General features: G+C 56.4%; 19 protein-coding genes and 1 pseudogene. 3 read left to right on the plus strand and 17 right to left on the minus strand.

The features are described 5' to 3' along the window. Positions 1–6 precede the first annotated feature (6 nt). On the minus strand, positions 7–780 hold the full coding sequence (locus RMR16_RS16410; protein ID WP_320199744.1) for a transporter substrate-binding domain-containing protein: 774 nt from the start codon (positions 778–780) through the stop codon (positions 7–9). Positions 781–1,032: 252 nt separating this feature from the next. Between RMR16_RS16410 and RMR16_RS16415 the strand changes: the two genes are divergently transcribed. Beyond that, positions 1,033–1,446 (plus strand): Lrp/AsnC family transcriptional regulator, encoded by a 414-nt coding sequence (locus RMR16_RS16415; RefSeq protein ID WP_320199745.1) that lies wholly within the window; start codon positions 1,033–1,035, stop codon positions 1,444–1,446. 116 nt (positions 1,447–1,562) lie between these two features. Here the strand turns inward: RMR16_RS16415 and RMR16_RS16420 are convergent, their stop codons facing one another. The 4 genes from RMR16_RS16420 to RMR16_RS16435 are packed head-to-tail and all read right to left on the minus strand — an operon-like array spanning position 1,563 to position 6,787. After that, a complete protein-coding gene (locus RMR16_RS16420) occupies positions 1,563–2,990 on the minus strand; it encodes an L-arabinose isomerase family protein (protein WP_320199746.1) in 1,428 nt (475 codons plus the stop codon). A gap of 34 nt (positions 2,991–3,024) precedes the next feature. Continuing rightward, positions 3,025–4,029 (minus strand): ABC transporter permease, encoded by a 1,005-nt coding sequence (locus RMR16_RS16425; protein WP_320199747.1) that lies wholly within the window; start codon positions 4,027–4,029, stop codon positions 3,025–3,027. After that, positions 4,026–5,591 carry a sugar ABC transporter ATP-binding protein gene (locus RMR16_RS16430; RefSeq protein ID WP_320199748.1) on the minus strand — a complete coding sequence of 522 codons (1,566 nt, stop codon included), beginning with the start codon at positions 5,589–5,591 and terminating at the stop codon, positions 4,026–4,028. The genes RMR16_RS16425 and RMR16_RS16430 overlap by 4 nt, the downstream gene beginning before the upstream one ends. 26 nt (positions 5,592–5,617) lie before the next feature. Next, positions 5,618–6,787 (minus strand): sugar ABC transporter substrate-binding protein, encoded by a 1,170-nt coding sequence (locus tag RMR16_RS16435; RefSeq protein WP_320199749.1) that lies wholly within the window; start codon positions 6,785–6,787, stop codon positions 5,618–5,620. A 191-nt stretch (positions 6,788–6,978) separates the two neighbouring features. On the opposite strand from RMR16_RS16435, the gene RMR16_RS16440 reads away from it, so the two are divergent. Beyond that, positions 6,979–7,869: an AraC family transcriptional regulator gene (locus RMR16_RS16440; protein ID WP_432354878.1), complete on the plus strand. Its 891-nt coding sequence runs from the start codon at positions 6,979–6,981 to the stop codon at positions 7,867–7,869. Between the two features lie 39 nt (positions 7,870–7,908). Here RMR16_RS16440 and RMR16_RS16445 read toward each other — a convergent pair whose 3' ends face one another. The 6 genes and pseudogenes from RMR16_RS16445 to RMR16_RS16470 form a co-directional block, all read right to left on the minus strand. Beyond that, complete coding sequence (locus tag RMR16_RS16445) at positions 7,909–8,703, minus strand: inositol monophosphatase family protein (RefSeq protein WP_320199751.1); 795 nt, start codon at positions 8,701–8,703, stop codon at positions 7,909–7,911. Next, on the minus strand, positions 8,703–9,587 hold the full coding sequence (locus tag RMR16_RS16450) for a glycerophosphodiester phosphodiesterase family protein (protein ID WP_320199752.1): 885 nt from the start codon (positions 9,585–9,587) through the stop codon (positions 8,703–8,705). Before RMR16_RS16450 ends, RMR16_RS16445 begins: the two co-directional genes overlap by 1 nt. 44 nt (positions 9,588–9,631) lie before the next feature. Next, a pseudogene (locus RMR16_RS16455) lies at positions 9,632–10,496 on the minus strand (ABC transporter permease). Next, positions 10,496–11,350: an ABC transporter permease gene (locus RMR16_RS16460; protein ID WP_320199753.1), complete on the minus strand. Its 855-nt coding sequence runs from the start codon at positions 11,348–11,350 to the stop codon at positions 10,496–10,498. The pseudogene RMR16_RS16455 and the gene RMR16_RS16460 overlap by 1 nt, the downstream one beginning before the upstream one ends. Then, complete coding sequence (locus RMR16_RS16465; protein WP_320199754.1) at positions 11,350–12,390, minus strand: ABC transporter ATP-binding protein; 1,041 nt, start codon at positions 12,388–12,390, stop codon at positions 11,350–11,352. The genes RMR16_RS16460 and RMR16_RS16465 overlap by 1 nt, the downstream gene beginning before the upstream one ends. A 90-nt stretch (positions 12,391–12,480) precedes the next feature. Beyond that, positions 12,481–13,710 (minus strand): extracellular solute-binding protein, encoded by a 1,230-nt coding sequence (locus RMR16_RS16470; protein ID WP_320199755.1) that lies wholly within the window; start codon positions 13,708–13,710, stop codon positions 12,481–12,483. Positions 13,711–13,852: 142 nt separating this feature from the next. On the opposite strand from RMR16_RS16470, the gene RMR16_RS16475 reads away from it, so the two are divergent. Continuing rightward, positions 13,853–15,001: an ROK family transcriptional regulator gene (locus RMR16_RS16475; RefSeq protein ID WP_320199756.1), complete on the plus strand. Its 1,149-nt coding sequence runs from the start codon at positions 13,853–13,855 to the stop codon at positions 14,999–15,001. A 200-nt stretch (positions 15,002–15,201) separates the two neighbouring features. On the opposite strand, the gene RMR16_RS16480 is transcribed toward RMR16_RS16475, so the two are convergent. The 6 genes from RMR16_RS16480 to RMR16_RS16505 all read right to left on the minus strand — a co-directional run bounded on the left by RMR16_RS16480 (position 15,202) and on the right by RMR16_RS16505 (position 21,228). Continuing rightward, positions 15,202–15,477: a BON domain-containing protein gene (locus tag RMR16_RS16480; protein ID WP_413785989.1), complete on the minus strand. Its 276-nt coding sequence runs from the start codon at positions 15,475–15,477 to the stop codon at positions 15,202–15,204. Positions 15,478–15,811: 334 nt separating this feature from the next. Beyond that, entirely contained in the window at positions 15,812–16,699 is an 888-nt protein-coding gene (locus RMR16_RS16485; protein ID WP_320199758.1) for a PfkB family carbohydrate kinase, read from the minus strand. Further along, positions 16,696–17,571 (minus strand): MurR/RpiR family transcriptional regulator, encoded by an 876-nt coding sequence (locus RMR16_RS16490; protein ID WP_320199759.1) that lies wholly within the window; start codon positions 17,569–17,571, stop codon positions 16,696–16,698. The genes RMR16_RS16485 and RMR16_RS16490 overlap by 4 nt, the downstream gene beginning before the upstream one ends. A 9-nt stretch (positions 17,572–17,580) precedes the next feature. Beyond that, the gene (locus tag RMR16_RS16495) at positions 17,581–18,558 is read right to left on the minus strand and encodes an ABC transporter permease (RefSeq protein ID WP_320199760.1); all 978 of its coding nucleotides are present in this window, start codon (positions 18,556–18,558) and stop codon (positions 17,581–17,583) included. A gap of 17 nt (positions 18,559–18,575) precedes the next feature. Next, positions 18,576–20,102 (minus strand): sugar ABC transporter ATP-binding protein, encoded by a 1,527-nt coding sequence (locus tag RMR16_RS16500; RefSeq protein WP_320199761.1) that lies wholly within the window; start codon positions 20,100–20,102, stop codon positions 18,576–18,578. Between the two features lie 61 nt (positions 20,103–20,163). Next, complete coding sequence (locus RMR16_RS16505; RefSeq protein WP_320199762.1) at positions 20,164–21,228, minus strand: sugar ABC transporter substrate-binding protein; 1,065 nt, start codon at positions 21,226–21,228, stop codon at positions 20,164–20,166. Positions 21,229–21,241 lie beyond the last annotated feature (13 nt).

The following is a 21,241-nucleotide window of genomic DNA, read 5'->3' on the forward strand; positions in this document are numbered from 1 at the left end:
AGATACTTAGCGGATGTCCGAGCCGATCCACTTTTTGGAAATGGCTTCGTATGTGCCGTCTGCCATCATCGCATCCAGAGCCTTCTGCATTGCGGCGGCAAGTTCGGGGTTGTTCTTGCGAATGGCAATGCCGATATCAAAGCGAGGCAAAGCGTCGTCCTTGACCTGCTCGACGGCAGCATTGCTCTTGTTGATCGCGACAAGCACGGGAACGTCGTCAGCAACAATGGCATCGACGCGGCCTGCGCCGAGATCGAGAAGCATTTCGGGCAAACCCTTATAGGTACGGACCGTAAATTTGTTCTGGTCACGAACCCATTTTTCGGAGGTTTCGCCCAAAGTCACGCCAATGGTTTTACCTTCGAGTTCACCGATTTTTTTGACATCGGCACCTTTGGCAACAAACAGACCAAGGCCAGAACGATAATAAGGACCGACAAAGTCGATGGCCTTTTTACGCTCATCTGTAATGCCCATAGAGCCAATGACGGTGTCATACCGACCGGTCACGAGACCGGCGATGATGCCATCCCAAGCGGTGGTGACGATGTTGGGCTCGACTTTAAGGCGACGCGCCATTTCGGACCCGATATCAACGTCGAAACCAACAACCTTGTTGTTCTCGTCTACGAAGCTGAAGGGCGGAAACGCGCCAGACAGGGCGACCGAAAGTTTTCCAGCCTTTTCCACTTTCTGAAGGTCGTCTGCATGTGTTGCAGTCACGGTGGCGCACACGCCAGCAATAACGAGTATTGAAGAAAAAACGCGTGACAATCTCATAAATCTATCTCCCATCACAATCCGGCTTGCCGGATCACTGTTTAATCAGCGCTTACATGCGTAAGCGGCATTGATTGATCGGGAGCGTTTAGACCAGCTTGTTTTGAGCTTGATCCCGCATTTATGGCTGGCAAAAAGCCCCGACAGAGGCCGGTTTAGCTGTTGTCTCATGAACAAAAAAGAACACAAAGTGTCTTATTTTCTCAATAATTGACGATATAATCAATATATTGCCGAATAAGGAAATTTCGAATGGATGAACTTGATAAGCGACTGGTCTCAGAGCTTCGCGTCAATGGCCGCGCCTCCGTACCGGAGCTGGCACAATTGCTCGGCGTTGCTCGTGCCACCGCCCAAAAACGCTTGGATCGCCTGATTGCCAACGGCGACATAAAGGGTTTCACCGTCAGATTAAGGGACGATGTCGGCAAGGACTTTCTCCGGGCGTTCATTCTGATCGAAGTCGAAGGCTCTCCAAAGACGACAATCTCATCTGTCAAGCGACTGCCAGGCGTCAAAGCGCTCTCCAACACCAACGGTATCTGGGATATGATCGCCGAGATTGAGGTATCAACGATGCTGCAGCTGAATGAATTGATCTCAACGGTCCGTGCCATCAACGGCGTGGCAAAGAGCGAGACCTATATTATGCTGGGGCCTGCGTGAGCCTCGCAATTTAACGATGTCCACCTCGTGAATGTCGTAGCTGCCACTTCGGTAAACGCATCCGAAGCCCCGGAAATCTATGGCCCCAACGGTCTCAAAATCGGGGATCTAGGAATTCAGCAAATCTTAATGACCTCAAGACTGAGGAGCTTTCCAAGCTTCTCAATTTTGGCAGCGATATGCCCTATTCCAACGGCACAATGATGCGCCGGCCCCTCGTTGTTCCATTCCTCAACAAACCGTCGTGCGCCCAGCGAAAACTTGTAGCGGCTGTTGGTGTTGCCAATCTCCAGGATCGGACCTTCGACGGAGTGGCCTTCTGCGCAGAGAAGTTTGACCTTACCCGCAACCTCGACAACGGATAGCAAAGTCACCGGACCATGCTGAACGGACATTTCTACACTCACACCTGACCCCACCTTGCCATGGTAAACCTGTAGAGGACGAACCTTTGTGCGGCCTTGCGCGATCTTGGTGTGACCAGGGCCATCATGCCCCATAAGGATCACGTCCTGTGCAAAATCCATCGCATAATACTCGGTAAACGACCCCCCTACCCCAAAACTGTCCATTATTTTCATGGCTTGGGCGTTTTTAATTTCATACTCGCCGGCCACAGGCACGCCCTGCGCCGTCAACATAGAGCAGCCGACGATCACGGACGTTATAATGTCTTCGTATTCATGTCCGGGGACGGACTCATAATAATAGGCCAGCGAGCCGATCGACTTTTTCTCGACAAGCTTTCGCAACGCCACGGCTGTCTTGGCTGCGCGTAGCAATTCTTTCGGATCGCAATCCGCCTGCACATCGAAATCCTTATTGATCTCAGCCAGGCAGGCGGAAATCTCGTTTTCGCTCACATCTTGCCGTAAGCGAGCCAGTTCATCGATTTCAATGACCTCGATATGCGTACCAAATGCCGATGCCTGCGCAGTCAGATCGGAATAGATATCCAGCATACCGTTGTAATAGCGACCCATCACTCCCAGTCGATTGTGCTCCATGATATGTGCGACACGCGCGGCTTCCATCCAGTCATTGATCTCGTCGTCGACACCGTCGTCCCCTTGAAGTACGCCGGTGACCTGGTGGAAACGGATGCCCGACCGATTGAAGACATTTGCAATTTCCGGAACTGGACAGGCAGAGCAGTGAGCCAGCCAGTCACCTGTCATCGCAGTACGGTCGCCCAAGGCATTGAAGCTGGCATAATCGATCGCGGCGACCGGTTGCAGGTTGAGAATGATGACCGGAACCTTGGCCCTGCGAACGACGGGCAGTACCGTGGACGAGAGCGCATATGTGGTGATGTAGAGGAAAATAATGTCGACGTCAGCCTGGCGAAACTGGTGGCCGGCCTCCAACGCTTTTTCGGGCGTATCGACAAGGCCGAGATTGACGACGTCCACACCCGGTCGCGCCAACTTTTTCTCGACCGTATCGACATAACCGCTCAGCCGTGCGTGCAGGCCTTCGAACTGCGGCCAATAAGCCTCCAGGCCGATGCCGAACAAGCCGACTTTCAACAGGCGTTCAGACATTGAATTTCTCCAGTATTCTCGGGGGATAAATGCGTCAGTTCTGCAAGCGCACACGCAACTGATCAAGGCCAACCGCCATGAGGAGAACAACGCCGCGTGTGACGTCCTGCCAGAAGCTGGAGACATTCATCAGTGTAAGGCCATTGTTCAGCGTTCCGAGGATCAACACCGCTATGAGTGTACCCCAGACACTGCCGCGACCGCCGAACAGGCTAGTTCCGCCAAGAATGATGGCCGCAATAATGGTGAGCAAATGTTGACCGGCCGCATTTGGGGCAGCTGCGCCAAGCATTGCGGCGAGGATAATGCCTGCCGCCGCCCCCGAAAGTCCGGAGACGACATAGAGTATCATCTGGGTTCGCTCGACCGGTACTCCAAGCAAGCTGCTGGCCTCCGGGTTACCGCCAGTCGCATAGACGAAGCGTCCAAACGGGGTTTTCGAAAGGATCAACCACAGCACCGCGAACACAAGCAGCATAAGAATGATTGGAAAAGGGATGCCAAAAAGGCGGCCTGATCCGAGCCAGCTGAAGGCGGGAACAAAGAGCGGCTTCGACAGGCCGCCGGTCATCACCATGGATAGGCCGGAAAAGATGCTCATCGTCCCGAGCGTGGCGATGAGCGGATTGAGCTTGAGGCGGGTGACAATGAAGCCATTGATCACGCCGACCGCACAGCCGATAACGAGCGCCGTGAAACACCCTGCCCAGATATTGATCCCGTTGGCATGCATCAGCGCCACGATGACACCGGCCAGTCCGGCAACGGCGGCAACCGACAGATCGAGCCCACCGCCGATGATCAACGGCGTCCCGGCGGCGGCCATCAGGCCGATGAAGGCCATGTTGGTGCCGATGTTGGACAGGTTGCTCAGCGTCAGGAAATAGGGGGAAAGAAGCGAGAATGCCGCCAGAAGCAGGATGTAAAACACCAGCAGCAGAACGATGCCCGCGGCCGGGCGGCCGAGAAGGTCGGCCATCGAACCTGCCTGCTTCTTCGAGGCCCCCGCCGCTGCGGGAATGGAGGACGACTTGATCATGCTTTCTCCAGTTCATTCATATCGCGGATGGAAGATCGAGGTTCGGCCGCCCGCATCAGGTCTGTCGCGGTGGCATCCTGTCCAAGCTCGGCAACGACCTTTCCATCGTCCAGAACGAGGCTGCGATCCGCGAGCCCGGCCACTTCTTCCGCATCGGAGGATACGATCAGGATCGCCAGTCCCGCCTGCGCAAGACGGCGGATTTCCGCATAGATTTCGCGCCGGGCGCCGAGATCGACACCCCGTGTCGGCTCTTCGAGTATGAGAAAACTCGGGGCCCCGAGCAGCCAGCGGGCCAGGCAAATCTTCTGCTGGTTGCCGCCGGACAACAGGCGTATCTCCTGATCCGGACCGGATGTCTTGACCCGCAACGCCTTGATCCAGTCTCTGGTACTTGCGTCTTCGCGCTTTTGATCAACGACACTGGACTGCGTGAACAGGCTGAGATAGGGCAGCGTGGTGTTGGTGCGCACCGAAAGATTGCCGATAAGCCCCTGACGCTTGCGCTCGGCGGCAACAAAGCCAATACCGCTGCGCACGCTCTTTCGGGGACTAGACAGGCCGATGTCGATATCGTTCAGCCGGACGGCTTTGGCCCGCGCAGCAGGCTCGGCACCATAGATGGCGCGGCCGATCTTTTCGGCACCCGATCCGATCAATCCGAAAACACCGAAGACCTCGCCGCGCCGCACGGACAGCGAGACGCCTTCGAGCCATCCGGCAAGAGACAGGCCTTCGACGGACAGGACCGTCGTTGCATCCGCACGCGCTGCTGATTTGGCTGGATAGAGATCGCCGAGTTCGCTGCCGAGCATGGCCGTCAGAACCTCGTCGCGACTTGTCTCGGCGGTCTTGAACTGGCCGCGAACCTCGCCGTCGCGCAAAACGACGATCCGGTCGCTCAGCCGGAAGACCTCGTCAAGATAATGCGAGATATAGATGATGGTGACGCCCTGTGCCTTCAGTGCCTCGATCACCTGAAAAAGATTGTTGGCGTCCACCTCGCCCAGCGATGCAGTCGGCTCGTCCATGATCAGGATCTGCGCCTTGCCGGAGAGCGCCCGGGCGATTTCGACAATACGCTGCTCGGACAAAGGCAGCGAGCCCATCCGTCGGCTGGGGGCGACATGATCGAGCCGCAACCGCTTGAGCAGCGCTTCCGCCTGGTCCTCCATCGCCCGCCAGTCAATTACGGGAATGCCTGAAAACCACCGCTTGGGCATGGAACCGAGCGCGATGTTTTCGGCAACTGAAAGATCCGGATGGACCGAAAGCTCCTGCGGCATCAGCCTGATGCCAGCCGCAATCGCATCCTGCGGGGTGGCGATCGTCGTGACCGTATCGTCAATTCGGATTTGTCCGCTGTCCAGCGTGTAAACGCCGGACAGGATTTTCATGAGTGTCGACTTACCCGCACCGTTTGCACCGAGAAGCGCGACGATCTCGCCCACATGGGCTGACAGGGAGACGTTCTTCAAGACCGTCACGCCGGCGAAGGCTTTGTTGACATTGTCAATCTGAAGCCGCGGATTGCGGCTCCCTTTGGTTCTGTCGTCGGTCATGTCACACTCCCTTGAAGGCATCCCGCTCACTGCTGAGGGAGAATGGACTCGTAGCCCTTCAGCCAGTCCTGCTTCTTCAAATCTGCAAGATAGGCTGCGAATTCCGTCTCCGGAAACACGTAGCCATCCGCGTCCCCGACGCAGGGAAACTCTTTATAGAACTGGCAGATATTGGCTTTGGTGACCATCTGGTGGGTAACGAAGGTCGCCTCTGGAACAGGCTTTCCGGCAAGCACAGACAGACCAATCGGGATCAGATAGTTACCATAGCTTCCCGGAAACGAACCGGTGGCGGCAACCAGGTTCGGATCGGTTGCGAGCGCCTCAGCCTCGTCAGCTCCATTACCGACAGCGATAGCCTGATCAACACGGCCAGCAGCCCTGACAGCCTGTAGCATCCCCATTGTGGCCTGATCATTGATTGCGATGATGAGGATAGGCGCGCCAGGCGAAATACGGCCAATGACATTATTCATCTGCGCAAAGGATTCTTGCAGCGTATTCTTGGTATCGATTTCGATGATGTGATCAGCGGGGAAATCCTTACTCATCGCCACGAAGCCTGCCCGCTGGCCTTCGGTGCGCATGCGCGGGATAACGCCGGATTGCGGTAGCGCTCCGATAACCAGATAGCCGGTCTTCACGACATCAGCGCCGAACTTTTTGACTGCTGCTGTCGCCAGATAAGACCCGCCCATGAAACCCGACTTTGGATTATTGACGCCGAAGAAACTTGCGCCTGGCATCGGGATGTCAATCGCCGTGACTCTCGTACCGTCCTTCTTGAAGACGTCCATGACTGTCTGGCCGAAATTGGCATCTGTCTGGAATTCGATGACGTAATCGACCTTACGCTCGGCGAAGGATTTGGCATTGGCAAGCGCCGTCGGCCCGTCGAGACGATTATCCGCGATCACCAGTTCCACGCCTGCCGCATCGGCGTTTTGCTGAATACCCTTTTCAACGAGGACACCAAACGCAATATCGCGCTGTAAATTGGCGAAACCAATGCTGTAGCTCTTGCCGTTCTTGGGCGGGGTAACCTTGGCGGCATCCGCCGCCATCGCCTTCAGAGTTTCAGCCGACAGCATGTTTCCGTCGAATTTCGTCGGATCGAACCCGTGGAAATCCTCGGCATAGGCAGCAGAAGCCGCAAGGCACGCGGCAACCACCAGCAAGCTGGCTTGATGTTTCATGTCTCTCTCCTCCCGGCCACTGCCCTCCCTGGCAGCGACAACGCTGATGATCTCAGCTAAGATGTCCAGATCATTCGAAAACTGACCCTACTATTCAACGTTAACACCAAGCGTTTTCATTGACACGCGGGCATATTCCGCAAAAATGATCTTTTACATACAAAATATGATCCTAAAACTTGGCCAGCAAAATGCAGAACTATTTCGTCTACATGCCGGATAACCGTCTTTGCGTAGCCTGGGGCTGCACGGCCGTTTCCACGGGCTATACAGAAATTGCGCCCTATTCCGATTACCCACCGACCCGTCATCCGGACGATCATCATTTCAGTTGGTCGCGCGGCCGTATCCTGAATGCATATCAGGTGGTACAGATCAGCGCTGGTAGCGGACGGCTGGAATTCGGGCATGAACGTCGACAGGCCACGATTGCCGAAGGCTCGATTTTCATTCTTTTCCCCGGTGTCTGGCACCGGTTTGCTCCAGATCGGCGCACGGGATGGGTTGAGCATTGGATTGAGTGCAAGGGCAGCGCTTTCGACTTTGCCTGCGACGCAGGTTTGCTGCATCCGGAACGCCCGGTCCACGCAAGCATCCCTGATGTTGCAGATGTGTTCGCGTCGATCCACGCACTGGCGCAGGACGATTCCCTGAGCAATCAGCCGCTGATTTCAACTCTTGGGCTTCAACTGCTTGCGCTTATATGCAGGGCCACCGATATCAACAGCAACGTCTCCGGCAGGATCGTCGATCGCGCGAGAATGATTTTGATGGAGCGTTGCGGCCAACCGCTGTTGGTTGAACTGCTCGCCGAAGAACTCGGCGTCAGCTATCCCTATTTCCGGCGTCTGTTTCGCGAGCAGACCGGTATGTCGGCCAAGCAATATCAGATGCAAGTCCGCATTCAGCGCGCCAGCGACTTTCTGATGAACACCGACAAATCGATCAAGGAGATCGCTGGTCTTCTCGGTTTTCACTCCGCATTCCACTTTTCGACACAGTTCCGTCAAATGATCGGCTGCACACCGAGCGACTATCGTTCCCGTCCGCCAGCGGCGTGGGGCCACATACAGTCATTATGAGCCTTATTCCTTCTCTACACGAGACGATGCCTCAACTCCTCAAGCCGAGGAACTGGAACGGACGGTTTTGATTTCTGGCCACAGCTCTGTCGTCGCGGCCATCAGCTTCGGCGTTCCGGCGGCGACCCAGGGGATGTCCGTTCCTTCACGGGTGCCGATGCGGACATCAAGGCCCGCTTCGCGCGCGAGGACCACACCACCGGCAATATCCCACATGGTGGTGAGTTTTTGCAGATGGCCATCGAATGTGCCACGGGCTGCAAAGACGAGCGAGATGGAGGTGGAGCGGATCGATTCCACCACCCAGCCCGCATGGCGCAGGCCAACATTCAGCGCCGCAATCTCTTCAGCATCCGTTGATGCGCTGTCACCGAGGGACATCACTTGCACTTCCGGGAAGGGAACATCGCGAGGAAACGGCTTTCCGTTCAAGAGCAGGCCCGTGCCATCGGCAGCGGAATAAATCTCCCCGAAAACCGGCATGGCGACTATGCCGAGTTCCGGGCGACCATTCCGCACAAATCCGAGTGATATACCCCAAAGCGGCGAGCCACGCAAAAAATTCGCCGTACCGTCGATGGGGTCGATGATCCAGTAGGCGTCATCGGCAATGCCGCCCATTTCCTCGCCAAGCACGGTCTCGTTTGGAAAGACCGCCGCCAAACGTTCGCGCACCAGCGTTTCGACACTGGTGTCGGCCTCAGATACGAAATCCTGAAAACCTTTGGTTCGGGTGGCGATATTGCCGCGGGCCGCAAAGAATTCGAGCGCGAGTGTCATCGCCTCCTCGATGATCGCGACGGCCCGATCCAGACGTTCATTCGCCGTTTCCATCACTTGACCGCCTCGCCTGCACGGCTTTTCAGCCAAGCTGTGAAGGCTTCAACCTCATCCGTCTGGATTGCTCCGACGCCAGCATTTGCAAGCGTGGTCCAAACGGCGTCTGGTTCGCCGAGCGCACGTGTATCGTTGAAATCGAGGCAATAGGAGACGTCGAGCGTGTTGATCCAGAGGCGAATATTCTGGCGCTCCAGTTCTTCGCGACCACTGGCGAGGTCTGCGATATCCGTGAATTTTACCTCGATCATCGGCGCGCGAAAGGCTTCGATGCGGCGCAGATCTTCCGTGAAATGGCCCGGACGGACCCGGAACATTGGCATGTGCGGAATTTTCCCGAACCAGTCTGCGTCGAGAATATCGAAATGCATTGCCTGCGGGTCGATGTCGGTTTTCACCAGCACTTGATGCTGAATGCCGAGCCGCAGCACCGTCTCCATCACCTGCGGCAGATCCCGCGTATACTTCGTATCAATATTGACGGTGATCTTGCCACGGATTTCCTCCAGCAATTCCTCCAGCGTCGGCACGCATTCGTCAAGGATATCGGCATCCGCGCCGCCTGCGCCTGCCCGCAGCTTTGCTGCCCTGACGACATCGAATGGCAATTCGCTGATTGTTCCAGTGCCTGTTGTCGTGCGGTCCAGCGTCTCGTCATGAATGACGACGAGCCTGCCATCGGCTGTTGACTGCGTGTCGATCTCGATCATGTCCACGCCGGCAGCGACGGCGGCGCGGACCGACGCCAGCGAGTTCTCCGCGGTTTTTCGCCAAAACCCGCGATGGGCAATGGTGAGGATGGCGGGATTGCTTCGCGAGCACAGGGAGAGAACGTCGCAGGTATCGCTGGCGGGACGGGAGGCAACAAGAGTCTGAGACATGGTTTGGCTTTCGGATGTTTAAGGTGGATGGATTGAACTCGAGGTCAGATTTTTCCCATGCCGGCCGCCATCAAGTCGTCGCGCAGAATGCGACCGGCGATGATGAAGACGATGAGGGCTGGGAGAAGCAGGATGAAGGAGACGATGGAGGCCAAGGGCAGCTGCATCGAATAGGGGTCGAGATACATGTAGAGCTTGATCGGCAACGTCTCGACCACAGGTGCACCGACGATGAAGGATTTGTCGAATTCCTCGAAGCTGCCAATGAATGACATGAGGCCACCGGCCAGCAGACCCGGCACCGCCAGTGGCAGAATGATGTGGATGACGATGCCGACAGTTCCCGCACCAAGGGAGCGAGCGGCGTGGATGAGTTCGTCCGGGATGGTTTCCAGCGCAGCCGTCATCAGCCGGATCATCAACGGCAGCGTGCCGACGATCTGGACGAGGATGACGCCAGTGACCGAATAGGCAAGGCCCCTTGATCAGAAACACTTGCCCGATGCCGACCGCGACGACGAGGCCGGGAATGATGATCGGCGCAAGAATGAAGACTTCCACCAGCCGCTTGAGACGGAATGGAAAACGCGCCATGGCCCAGGCCGTCGGCAAGGCAATGGCCGCCGTTGCAAACGTGACGACAATCGCGATGACAATGCTGTTGAAGGCGGCACGGATCAGGCCACTATCCGTCAGAATGCTGGCCCAACGCGCAGTCGTATAGTCCTTCGGCACGACAAGCGGAGGCGACCAGCCGTCCGCGACGCTCCACAGGAACATCAGCGCAAGCGGTACCGCGATGGCAAGGCCAAGCGCCACGTAAAGGCCGATCGATACGAATATGCGGTCTTCCGGGTTGAACGTGCGACGACGAGGAATTGCCATCGTTTCAGTGGTTGTAACGCTCATCATGCGTCTCCCCGTGTCTGGCCAACGCCGATGCGAGATGTCAGCGAGTAATATAAAAGTAGGACCGATATGGCGAAGACGCTCAGCACCATGCCCATGGCGTAGACCTGATTGAACCGGCCCTGATTGAATTCCTGCACCATAAGAACGGACAGCGGGCGTGCCGTCGGCGGCCCGACGATATCGGGAATGGCATAGGAGCCCATGGAGCCGATGAAGGTTAGAAGAATAGCGGCGGTGATGCCGGGCATGGCAAGCGGCACCTCCACGAAGAGAAAGGTCTTCAGACGGGAAGCGCCAAGTGTGCGTGACGCGTAGCGGATATCTTCCGGAATGGCCGCGAACGCACTGGTAATGATCAGCGTCATGAACGGGATCTGTTTCCAGACACTGGCGAGGATAACACCAACGCCCCACTCGTCGCGCACAAGTTTGGGCAATTCCAGCCCGAGCGGTGTGACGAGACGGTCCATAAATCCGCCGCGTTCGAAAACGACGATGACCATCAGACCGACGATGATGCCCGGCACCGCCATTGGCAGCTTGTATAATCCGCTGAACAGTTTTCGGCCCAGGAAACTCTTGCGGATCAGGAGAGCCAATGGCACCGAGACCGCAAGTGAGACGATAACCGGCATGACGCCATAATAGATCGAGGTCGTCAGGCCCCGGATCATCGACGGGCGGGTGAAAATTCGCTGATAAAAAGACAGTGTGAAACTGCCATCATCCATCCTGAAGCTGCCGATCAGTGCCGACAACAACGGTCCGCCAAAGAAGACGATGAGATAACCAACGCCGGGTGCCAGCAAAACAAACAGTTGCACGCGCCGATCACGAAGAAGCCATTGCATCACGCAGCCTCCTTGACCGGCTTGTCCTCAAGCAGATGCACTGACCCCGGAAATAGCAGCGACACTCTGCTTCCCGCGTCTATCAGACTTTCCGCACCGGACTGGCTGACACGCAGCAGCGCCTTGCCGATCTCAACGGTGTAGAGCGCGTTCGCCCCCATGAACGAGACGGCGGAGACCGTGCCTGCACCTTTTTTGTCGGCGGCGATGACGATATTTTCAGGCCGCACAGAAATCTGCGCCGGGCCGGTCGCTTTCTTGTCCAGTATCACCGGTTGGCCCCAAGGCAAACGTGCCTCGCTTCCATCAGCTGTCACCGGCAGAAGGTTGGTCTGACCGAGGAAACCCGCAGTAAAGGCGTGCTTGGGTGCGCGGTAGAGGTCGAGCGGCGTCCCGACCTCCACCACCCGTCCGGCATTCATCACCACGATCCGGTCGGACATTGCCATCGCCTCGGCCTGATCATGGGTCACATATATGCTGGTGGCACCAATCCGCCTGTGCAGTTCCGTAAGCTCATGGCGCAAGGTGTCTCGCAGCTTGGCATCCAGGTTGGAAAGAGGCTCATCGAACAGCAGAAGGCTCGGCTGCATGACAATGGCGCGCGCCAGTGCCACGCGTTGCTGCTGGCCACCAGACAGTTGGCGCGGCATACGGTCGACAAGGCCTGCGAGATTACAAATCTCCAGTGCGTGGGCGATACGACGTGCACGCTCGTCTTTCGGCACCTTTTTCATCCGCAGTCCGAAGCCGAGGTTTTTGGCGACCGACATATGCGGAAAAAGCGCATAGGACTGGAACACCATGGCAATGTCTCGCGCTTCCGGTGGAGCCTGATCGATGCGCTTTCCGCCCAGATGGATTTCACCACCGGATGGCTCGCTGATGCCCATGAGAATGCGCAGAAGCGTCGATTTTCCGCAGCCTGACGGGCCGAGGATCGTCACGAATTCGCCGCGCTCGACGGTGATCGATACCGGATGAAGCGCGCGGCTTGCGCCATAATCCTTGGTGATGTTGCTGATTTCGAGTTCGCTCATGGCGATGATCCTTCATGATCGCGGCTCAGACATCTCCACACTGCGGACTGGCATTGCGCCAAGCGCAGCGAGGGGAGGCTCAAAGCGGTGCTACTGGTTCAGCACCTTTTCATCGAGCGCTTCAGCAAGAGCCGTCGACATATCCCAGAAGGCCGGCGCCGAAAGGCGTGGATAGACATCTTGCGGCAGAACATGCACCTGCTTTTCCTGCGGCATCAGATCGTTGGTCACATCCAGCCGTGGCGAGCGAGACGCCTTGTTTTCCAGCTTCCAAAGCTGGAATTCCTTGCTCATCGCCATGTCGATAAAAAGCAGCGCTGCGGCGACGTTCTTTGCGTTGGCAGGAACAAACATCGCGTCCCCGCCGCCAATCTGGCCTTTTTCAAGCAGTGTCAAACGGAAGCTGTCCGGCAACTGTTTTGTGCCCAGGAAGCTCATGACCTGATCTTCCCATACGGTGCCCATGTAGAGCTGCTGGTTGTTGATCAGGTTCAGCGTGTCGGCATTGCCATTGGTCAATTCCGCGACCGCCAGCAATCGTTTGTAATAATCCCAGACGGGGGTGAGGCACTCAGACGTCATGGCCCAGTCTTCGGCCTGTTGCAGTGTCTGATTATAGTCGGTCAGTTGCGTGCGGCATTCGCCAGTCAGGTAGTTGAGTGCGACCGAATAGATGAAACCGCCACCGGAACCGCCCTTTGCCGGCAACGTCACGCCGAGGCGCTTGGGGTTCTTTTCGGCCCATGCCAGCAGCTCATCGAAGCTCTTCGGCACGTCCTGCTGCTTTACGAAGGCCGCGTCGTAGCCAATCGCTGTCTGGTTCAAGTGTACCAGCGGAAAGCTGCCGCCATGCGCTTTGCCGAAGACTGTTTCGGCAAACTCCGGATTGTAATTTGCCATATTGGGCAGGATTTTCGTCAGCGCAATATTACCGACGACGCCCTTGGACGACAGGAGCGGATAGCTGCCGCCACCTGCAAAATAGGCATCGACCGGTGAATCCTGTCCCGCAGCCTGAACGGCGATGAGTTGCTGGTTGGCCTGATCACCCTTTACGTCGCTGTAGGAGACTTTGATGCCATACTTCGCCTCAAAGCGCGTGATCAGCTCCTTCCAGGTATCTGCAAAACTTCCAGCGAAATTATACATCGTGACCGCGCCTTCCGCTTTGGCGGCGGGAACGACGATCTCATAAAAATTGTCTCGCGTGACCTTTGACAGATCGAAATCGAGGTTCTTCATATTGATATCTGCCGCCAGGCAAGGCGCTGCCGTCGTCGCCAACGCAAGCGCGGCGATCGCAATGTATTTCATATTCATGGTGGCTCCTCCTAGGGATCCGTTGCTCACTGGTTCCCATTAATACACTTTAGGTGTAATATTTGTGACAGTCCAGAGAAAAATTCATCGAGAGGGCGTGTGGCGTGGTTGCGGCGGCCTGTTGCAGCGGCTATCCAAGATTATGACTATTGATGAAAAACCGCGCTTAGAGCTCGACCGCGAACCGCTTGCCAGCGAGAATGAACGCCTCATTCTCGATATTGTCAGGCGCCATGGTCCAATTGCCCGGGCCACTATTACCCGTCACACAAACCTCACGCAGCAATCCGTACATCGATTGATCGAAGGCCTGCTGGATCGCGGGTTCTTGCGCACCGGCGCAGCATTGAAGGGAACACGCGGCCAGCCCAGCCCGACGATAGAGCTGGTGCCTGAAGCTGCCTATTCGCTTGGAATTTCCATCAATACCGATTCCGCAGTGATCTGTGTCGCGGATTTCCTGTGCGCGATTGTCGTCCAGAAAAAGCTGGATATCGTTCCCGTTGACCGAGAGAAAACACTCGCGGCACTCTCACTTGTTTTGGATGAGATGCTCGCCTCCCACGGCATCGCGCGTGAGCGGCTGGTGGGGCTGGGCTTTTCCATGTCGGGATTTTTCGTTTCCGAAGACCGGGCATTCAACGCGCCGGAGCCTTTGCGCGACTGGTCGCTGATGAACCTCAAACCCATCCTAGAGAAGATGTTTCACCTGCCAGTCTGGCTCGAGAACAACGCTACAACCGGGGCGATCGGTGAAAGCCTTCGCGGCGTGGGCCTCTGGTGCCAGACCTTTGCTTATCTTTCCTTCAACTACGGCTTCGGCGGTGGGTTGATCCTGGGCGGCCAGCCATTTCATGGCTTTCACGGCAATGCCGGCGAATTCAGCGGCATCTACAACCCGGATGAATCGGACAAGCGCCCCGCATTGCAGTATCTGATCGCAACGCTGAAGAAAAACGGTGTCGACATCCATTCGATCGAAACGCTCTATCAACGGTTTGATCCGCAATGGCCCGGCGTTGAGGAATGGCTCTCCGCCACTATGCCGCAAGTGGACCGCTTGGTCGCAAGCCTCATTGCAGTCATCGACCCTCAAGCGATCGTCTTCGGCGGACAATTACCGCCAGCGCTCGGTCGAATGATGATAGAACGGACCCAACTGCCCTCCCAACGCGAACATCGTTACGGCGTAGGACCGAGGGAAGCGAAACTCGTTCTAGCTGAAACCGAAGGAGACGCCTCAGCCATTGGTGCTGCCCTGCTGCCCTTGAGGCTTCGGTGTTTTGTTTAGGATGAAGTCTCTCTAAACCGCCACGTGTTGGAAGACACAAATTGATGCAGTTATGGTCGGTGAGACTTTCTGAACATGGGGAACACATCTTCTGTCCGGATATTCAGAGGGAGCGATAACGATCATTCGCTGGTTTCCGCTGATGGCAACCGAAATGCACCAGCGTCGCTAGTCGGCCCAACATGGACGATAACTTTCAGTTAAGCGAAAGCCATCTGACTGAAACTGACTTGAAAAATCACTCTGTCTGCACCGGCGATATCCGTCGCAACGTTCATCGCTCTGTACAAATCCAGTTGGCTGGAAACAACACCGCTCAGGATGACGCATCCGCCTTCAACGTCGACAGAAATATCGTGGCCGGAAAAATTCGCCAGATGCCGCAGCTCTGCTTCAATTGCGGCGCGACGGGCGGAAATGCTGCTACCGATACCAAAACTGAAGGCGCTGCTGTCGTGCATGCTGCTCAAAAACATCGTGATATATCTCCGCTGCGAATATGAATGTCAGATGAACAAACTGTTATCTGCCATTAATGTTCCAAAAGAGGCGCAAATTTTTATATCCTATTTTGACTTCTGGTGTCGCTCTTGAGCCTCGGCCTTACGGCGCGTTCGCGGCCACCCGGCATGTTGGGGCGACCGGGGTCACATATCGCCGAATATACGATCAAAACGGGCAATTTGGTCGAGCTTTGGATGGCAGACAATGCCCACTTGCACGCCAAGGCGGCGAAGACACGTCCTGACGACCAACGAGTGAGACATGTGTCGACAATCCTCGTTTCGAACAACAGATGAGCATAGATTATCAAATACGGTCAGCTTCTGGCGTGCCGACGAATTTCCCCGCCTCGGTATTGGCTTTATGAAGTGCCGCTATAGTGGCCTTTCCGGACGCAATTTCAGCAGCCAGTACGCCAATGAATTGATCGCCCGCACCGTGCGTGCTTTCGACTTTAACTTTTACTGCCTCAACAACGATCTTGTCGCCAGCCCTGTTTGCGTAGGCGACACCCGCGCCGCCCGCCGTCACTACAACCTCGGGGAAAAAGTTGACAAGCTTCAGAGCAGCGTCCAGAGCGCCATCCAAAGTTTCCACCACCGGGACACCAGCCAGCATTTCGGCTTCGATAGCGTTGACCACGATGATATCGATGAGCGGTTGCAGATCGTCAGACAGGATGCGCGCCGGCGCCGCGTTGATGAGTACGCGACCGCCAGCTTGCCTAACGGCTTTTGCTGCTGCCACGTTTGCGGCGTCGGGAATTTCGTTTTGCAGCACAAGGATTGTCGTGCGGCTCAACAAATCATGAGCGGCCGTGATGTCGTGCTCGCCGAGTGTCAAATTACTTCCTGACACAATGACCGCACCGTAGTCGCCATCTGCGTCGAAAATCGCAACGCTCATTCCGGTCGATTGTGACGCATCACGCCGCACGAAGGTATGATCGACATTTTTGCTCTTGAGATTTGCAATGAGAAATCGCCCGAAATCATCATCGGCAACCGCGCCGATCATGGAGGTGGAAATCCCTGCGCGCGCAGCCGATACCGCCTGATTGCCGCCCTTGCCGCCAAATTTCGGGTGCCATGACGTTCCGGTTACTGTCTCGCCCTTGCGCGGGCGGTCAGGGCCGAAAACCGCGATATCGTAATGTAGGCTACCGAAGACGGTGACGATGGGGGAGGATGTCATAAAAGGCGATCTTTTCGTTTGGATGTGACGGCAGACATGGTGCGCTCAAGATTGCGCTCGGCGGCCTGATAATCACGCTGGGCAACGGCCACGAAAATGGCATCGAGGATATTGAGCTGGGCAATGCGCGCCGCAGCATTTTCGCCCATCAACGGCGATCCTTGCGCCGTAGAACACAGGACCACATCAGCGGACTGCGCGAGCGCAGAGGAATCGTAATTGGTAATAGCGATGGTTTTCGCGCCGTTTCTGCGCGCAAGTTGTAGCGCATCGATCACCGCGATCGTGTTGCCGGAATGAGAGAAACCGATTGCAACATCGCCCTCCACCAGCAGCGAGGCAGACATGAGCATCATGTGGGAATCATCAAACACGCTGGCACGCACACCGATCCGCAGAAACTTATGGGCCACATCCCGTGCGATCTGTGCAGAACCGCCGACACCGTAAAAATCGCGGGTCGCAGCCTTGTGGATCAGATCGGCAGCCCGGTCGAACGCCGCCATATCGAGAATAGCCAGCGTCTCTTCAAGAGCATGAATGGACGTGCGAAACACCTTCTGGACGATTTCCAGCGAGGTATCATCGACCGAAAGCTCCTGGTGCATCTCCGCAGTTGGCTGAAGATTATACTGGCTGACAGCGGAGCGGAAATCACGGAAACCGGCAAAGCCGAGCTTTTTGGTGATTTTGACCACCATGGCTTCAGACACGCCAGCGTTTTCCGCGATCTGTTTGAGCGAGGTCTCATCGCTGAAGTCCCGCATGGCGAACACGGTATCGACAACCTTCGCTTCGAGCGGCGTCAACAACGGCATCATCATGCGGATGCGCGGTCCCACGGCTTTCATGTCGAAGCTCTCAGCGTCCATCCCCGTCTCCTATTCTCGTCCTCGCGTGGCGCGATCAATCATCATTGCGACGAGGATTATAAGGCCAGTGGCGAGCAGTTGATAGAAGGCCTGAACATTCATCAGCGTCAAACCGTTGCGCATTGCGCCCAGAATGATGGCCCCCAGAATGGTGCCGAGAATACTTCCCTTGCCGCCCATCAGCGAAGCGCCACCAATCGCCGCAGCGGCAATTGCATCAAGCTCCCAGAGATTGCCGAGGATAGGTTCGGCAGCACCCAGCCGACCGATCAGAATAAGCGAGGCAAGAGCAGCAAGTCCGCCGGAGATGACGTAAGCCGTGATTTTGGTGCGCGCAATCGGAACACCTGCCACATAGGCAGCTTCTTCATTTCCACCCACGGCCATCAGATATTCGCCAATCGGCGTTTTCTTGAGGAGTATCCATGCGGCAATGGCAACGACGGCCACGATTAAAACCGGTGTCGGGATGCCGAAGAGATTGCCGTTGAACAGCGAACGGAAGCCAGCCGGAATACCGAGAACGGGATTGCCGCCGGTATAAATCAGCGCGATGGCGCGGTAGGTGCTGAGTGTACCAAGAGTGACGATGAACGGTTGCAGGCCAACATAGGCGACAAGCGCGCCGTTGATGAAGCCGCAAGCCACGCCCACGCCAAGACCTGCGAGGATGGCCAGCGGTATTGGTATTCCGGCCACCAGCAGGCTGGCGGTAATGACAGCGGAGATCGCAGCGGTTGGCCCAACCGACAGATCGATACCACCTGAGATGATAACAAGCGTCATGCCCAGCGCCAGGCACGCATTGATGCTGGACTGTTGCAGGATGTTGACGAGATTTCGTTCCGAAATAAAGCCCGGAACGAGAGCCGCAAACACGGCCATGATGATGATGAGGCCAATCAGGGTTCCCGCATCGCGAAGTGAAAACGAGAAGCGCCGAAAGGCGGGAGCAGAGTTTGCGGGTACTGTTGAAGAGCTTGTCATGGGATGTCCTGTATGGTTCACGCGGGCCGCGCAGTGCGGATATCCGCCGCATCGGCATTTGCCCCTGGAATGGCATGCGCGACGATCGCGCTTTCAGTCAGCTGGTCGCGTGGAATCTCTGCTGCGATCCGACCTTCGCGCATGACCAGCACACGGTCTGAAAGCCGGATGACTTCCGGCAGTTCGGATGAAACGACGATAATAGAGTGACCCTCACGGGCGAGGTCTTCGATCAGATGATAAATCTCTGCCTTGGCACCCACATCGATGCCGCGGGTCGGTTCATCAAACAGCAAGATTTGCGATTTTGCGGCCAACCAGCGCGCGATGATCGCCTTTTGCTGGTTGCCACCGCTGAACAGGCGGATGGGGCGATCCAGTTGAAAAGGTCGCAGATTGACCCGCTTCAACAAATCCCGCGCGGATGCCCGAAGTTTTGACGTCCTGATCATCCCACCGGATGAATAACTGCCGAGCGAGGCGAGGGCCATATTGTTGCTGACAGGGCGCAGGGGGATGATGCCTTCCCGCTTGCGCTCTTCTGGAACCAGACCAATGCCAGCGGCAATCGCATCGCGCGGACTGGCAAAGCTTACCTCTTTGCCGTCAATGGCGATCGAACCCGCGCTCAAACGATCTGCGCCCGCCACCAACCGCAGCAATTCGGTGCGGCCTGAACCCACCAGCCCGGCGACGCCAAGAACCTCGCCCTTATGCAGCGTGAATGAGACGTCACGAATTCTGGTTGCCGAAGAGAGGTTCTTTGCTTCGAGCTTGACCGTTTTGGTGACGAAAGAATTATGCTCTTCCTGCATCAATTCGCGACCGACCATTTTGGCAATCACGTCATTTTCCGAAACCTTATTCAGATCAACGACATCGACGAGCTTGCCATCCCGCATAACGCTAGAGCGCTGGCAGATGCGGAACACTTCGTTCATCTTGTGCGACACGTAGATGATTGAGACACCACTGGCCGACAGGCTGGCGATAACCTCGGCCAAACGGTCGAACTCGCTCGGTGTCAGGCTTGATGTGGGCTCGTCCATGGCGATGATTTTCGCCTTGTCGAGCAGAGCGCGGCCAATCTCAACAATCTGGCGCTGCGCCACTTTAAGGGACGATATCGGTGCAGAAGGATCAATCGTATTGTCGATCATGGACAACGCTTCGGCGGCCCGCACCTCCTGTTCGCGCCGCGACACCAACAGGCCACCCATATGCGTGAGCGAATGGCCAAGAAACATATTCTGGGCGACGCTCAGATGCGGAACTTGCTGAAGTTCCTGATGGATCATCGCAATGCCCGCTGCGCGTGCGTCCATTGGCTTTTTGAAAGCAACCGCTGTGCCGTCTACGAAGACAGTTCCCGCAGTTGGACGAAACACGCCGGACAATATCCGCAAAAGGGTCGACTTGCCCGCACCGTTTTCGCCAAGAAGTCCGTGGATTTCGCCAGGCGCTACCTCAAACGAAACGTCTGTCAGCGCGTTCACACCGGGAAAACTCTTGGAAATCGTCTCGAATCTCAGTCGCGGCGTCATCGTTCAAACTCCATGCTCAATAGGATGCCAGCCGTCATGGCCAGCATCCTTTTGGCGTTCGTTACTTTGCGGCTTTGGCATCTTCCATCAGCACGGCGCGAACATTGACGCCTTCGCCCTGATAACGGCTGAGGTTGTCAGCGGTGATGAGCGCCTGTGGCGTGGCGACGACACGGGGCAGTTTCTGGCCAGCGACGAGACGCAGCGCTGTTTCGAGTGCCACCTCGCCGGTCAGCACCGGAAAACTATCCACTGTGCCTGTCAGTTCGCCTGCTTTGATCGACTTATAGGCGTCGGAAATGCCATCTGTGCCGAATACGGCAACTTTGCCGGCAAGACCCGCGGCTTTGACCGCCTCTACGATGCCGAGCGCCATGCCGTCATTGTTGGCATAAAAGCCAACCAAATCAGGATGCTGATTGAGGATGTTGGTCGCGGCGTCGTAAGATGTCTGGCGGTCCCAGTTCCCAGGAACGCTGGCCACGACCTGGAACTTGCCACCTTCACTGATGGTGGATTTGAAGCCGTCCGTGCGCTGAACGGCGGCATAAACACCGGCCTGTCCTTCAACAATCGCGACCTTGCCACCCTGTGGACGATTTTTGATGAACCACCTTGCCACACGCACGCCATTGTCGCGCTGAACGTTGCCAACATAATGCTCGACCTGCGGGATGACGGCATCGTTGACGTTCACGACTGGAATTTTGGCCGCTTTTGCCTGCTCGATGACGGGTTGCAGATTGGCGTCTGTCTGCGGGGAAACCAGCAAAACATTATACCCTTGCGTAATCATACCTTCAGCAATCGTCAGTTGGCCAAGCTGATCGCCTTCGCTCTGTGCAGCCTGATAGGCAACAGGCACATTCACCTTCTTGCCAAACGAGGCGTATCCTTCACCCAGCGAGCGCCAATATTCGTTGGTCAGCGTTTTGGAAACGGCACCAGCCTTCGTGCCCTCTGGCAATTTGGGGAACGCGCCAAGCTTGGTTTCAAGCTGCGACCAGTCGATACGGTCTTTCTCAGTGTCCGAATTAAGGGGTGCAAGTTCCTGCGCGAAAGCTGCGCTGAACAGGAAGCTTGCGGCTAACCCGGTAGCCAGTGTGGTCTTCAAAAAGGTATTCATCGGTTCCTCCCAG

The organism is Agrobacterium sp. rho-13.3, from assembly GCF_033957765.2.
Classification (GTDB): Bacteria; Pseudomonadota; Alphaproteobacteria; order Rhizobiales; family Rhizobiaceae; genus Agrobacterium.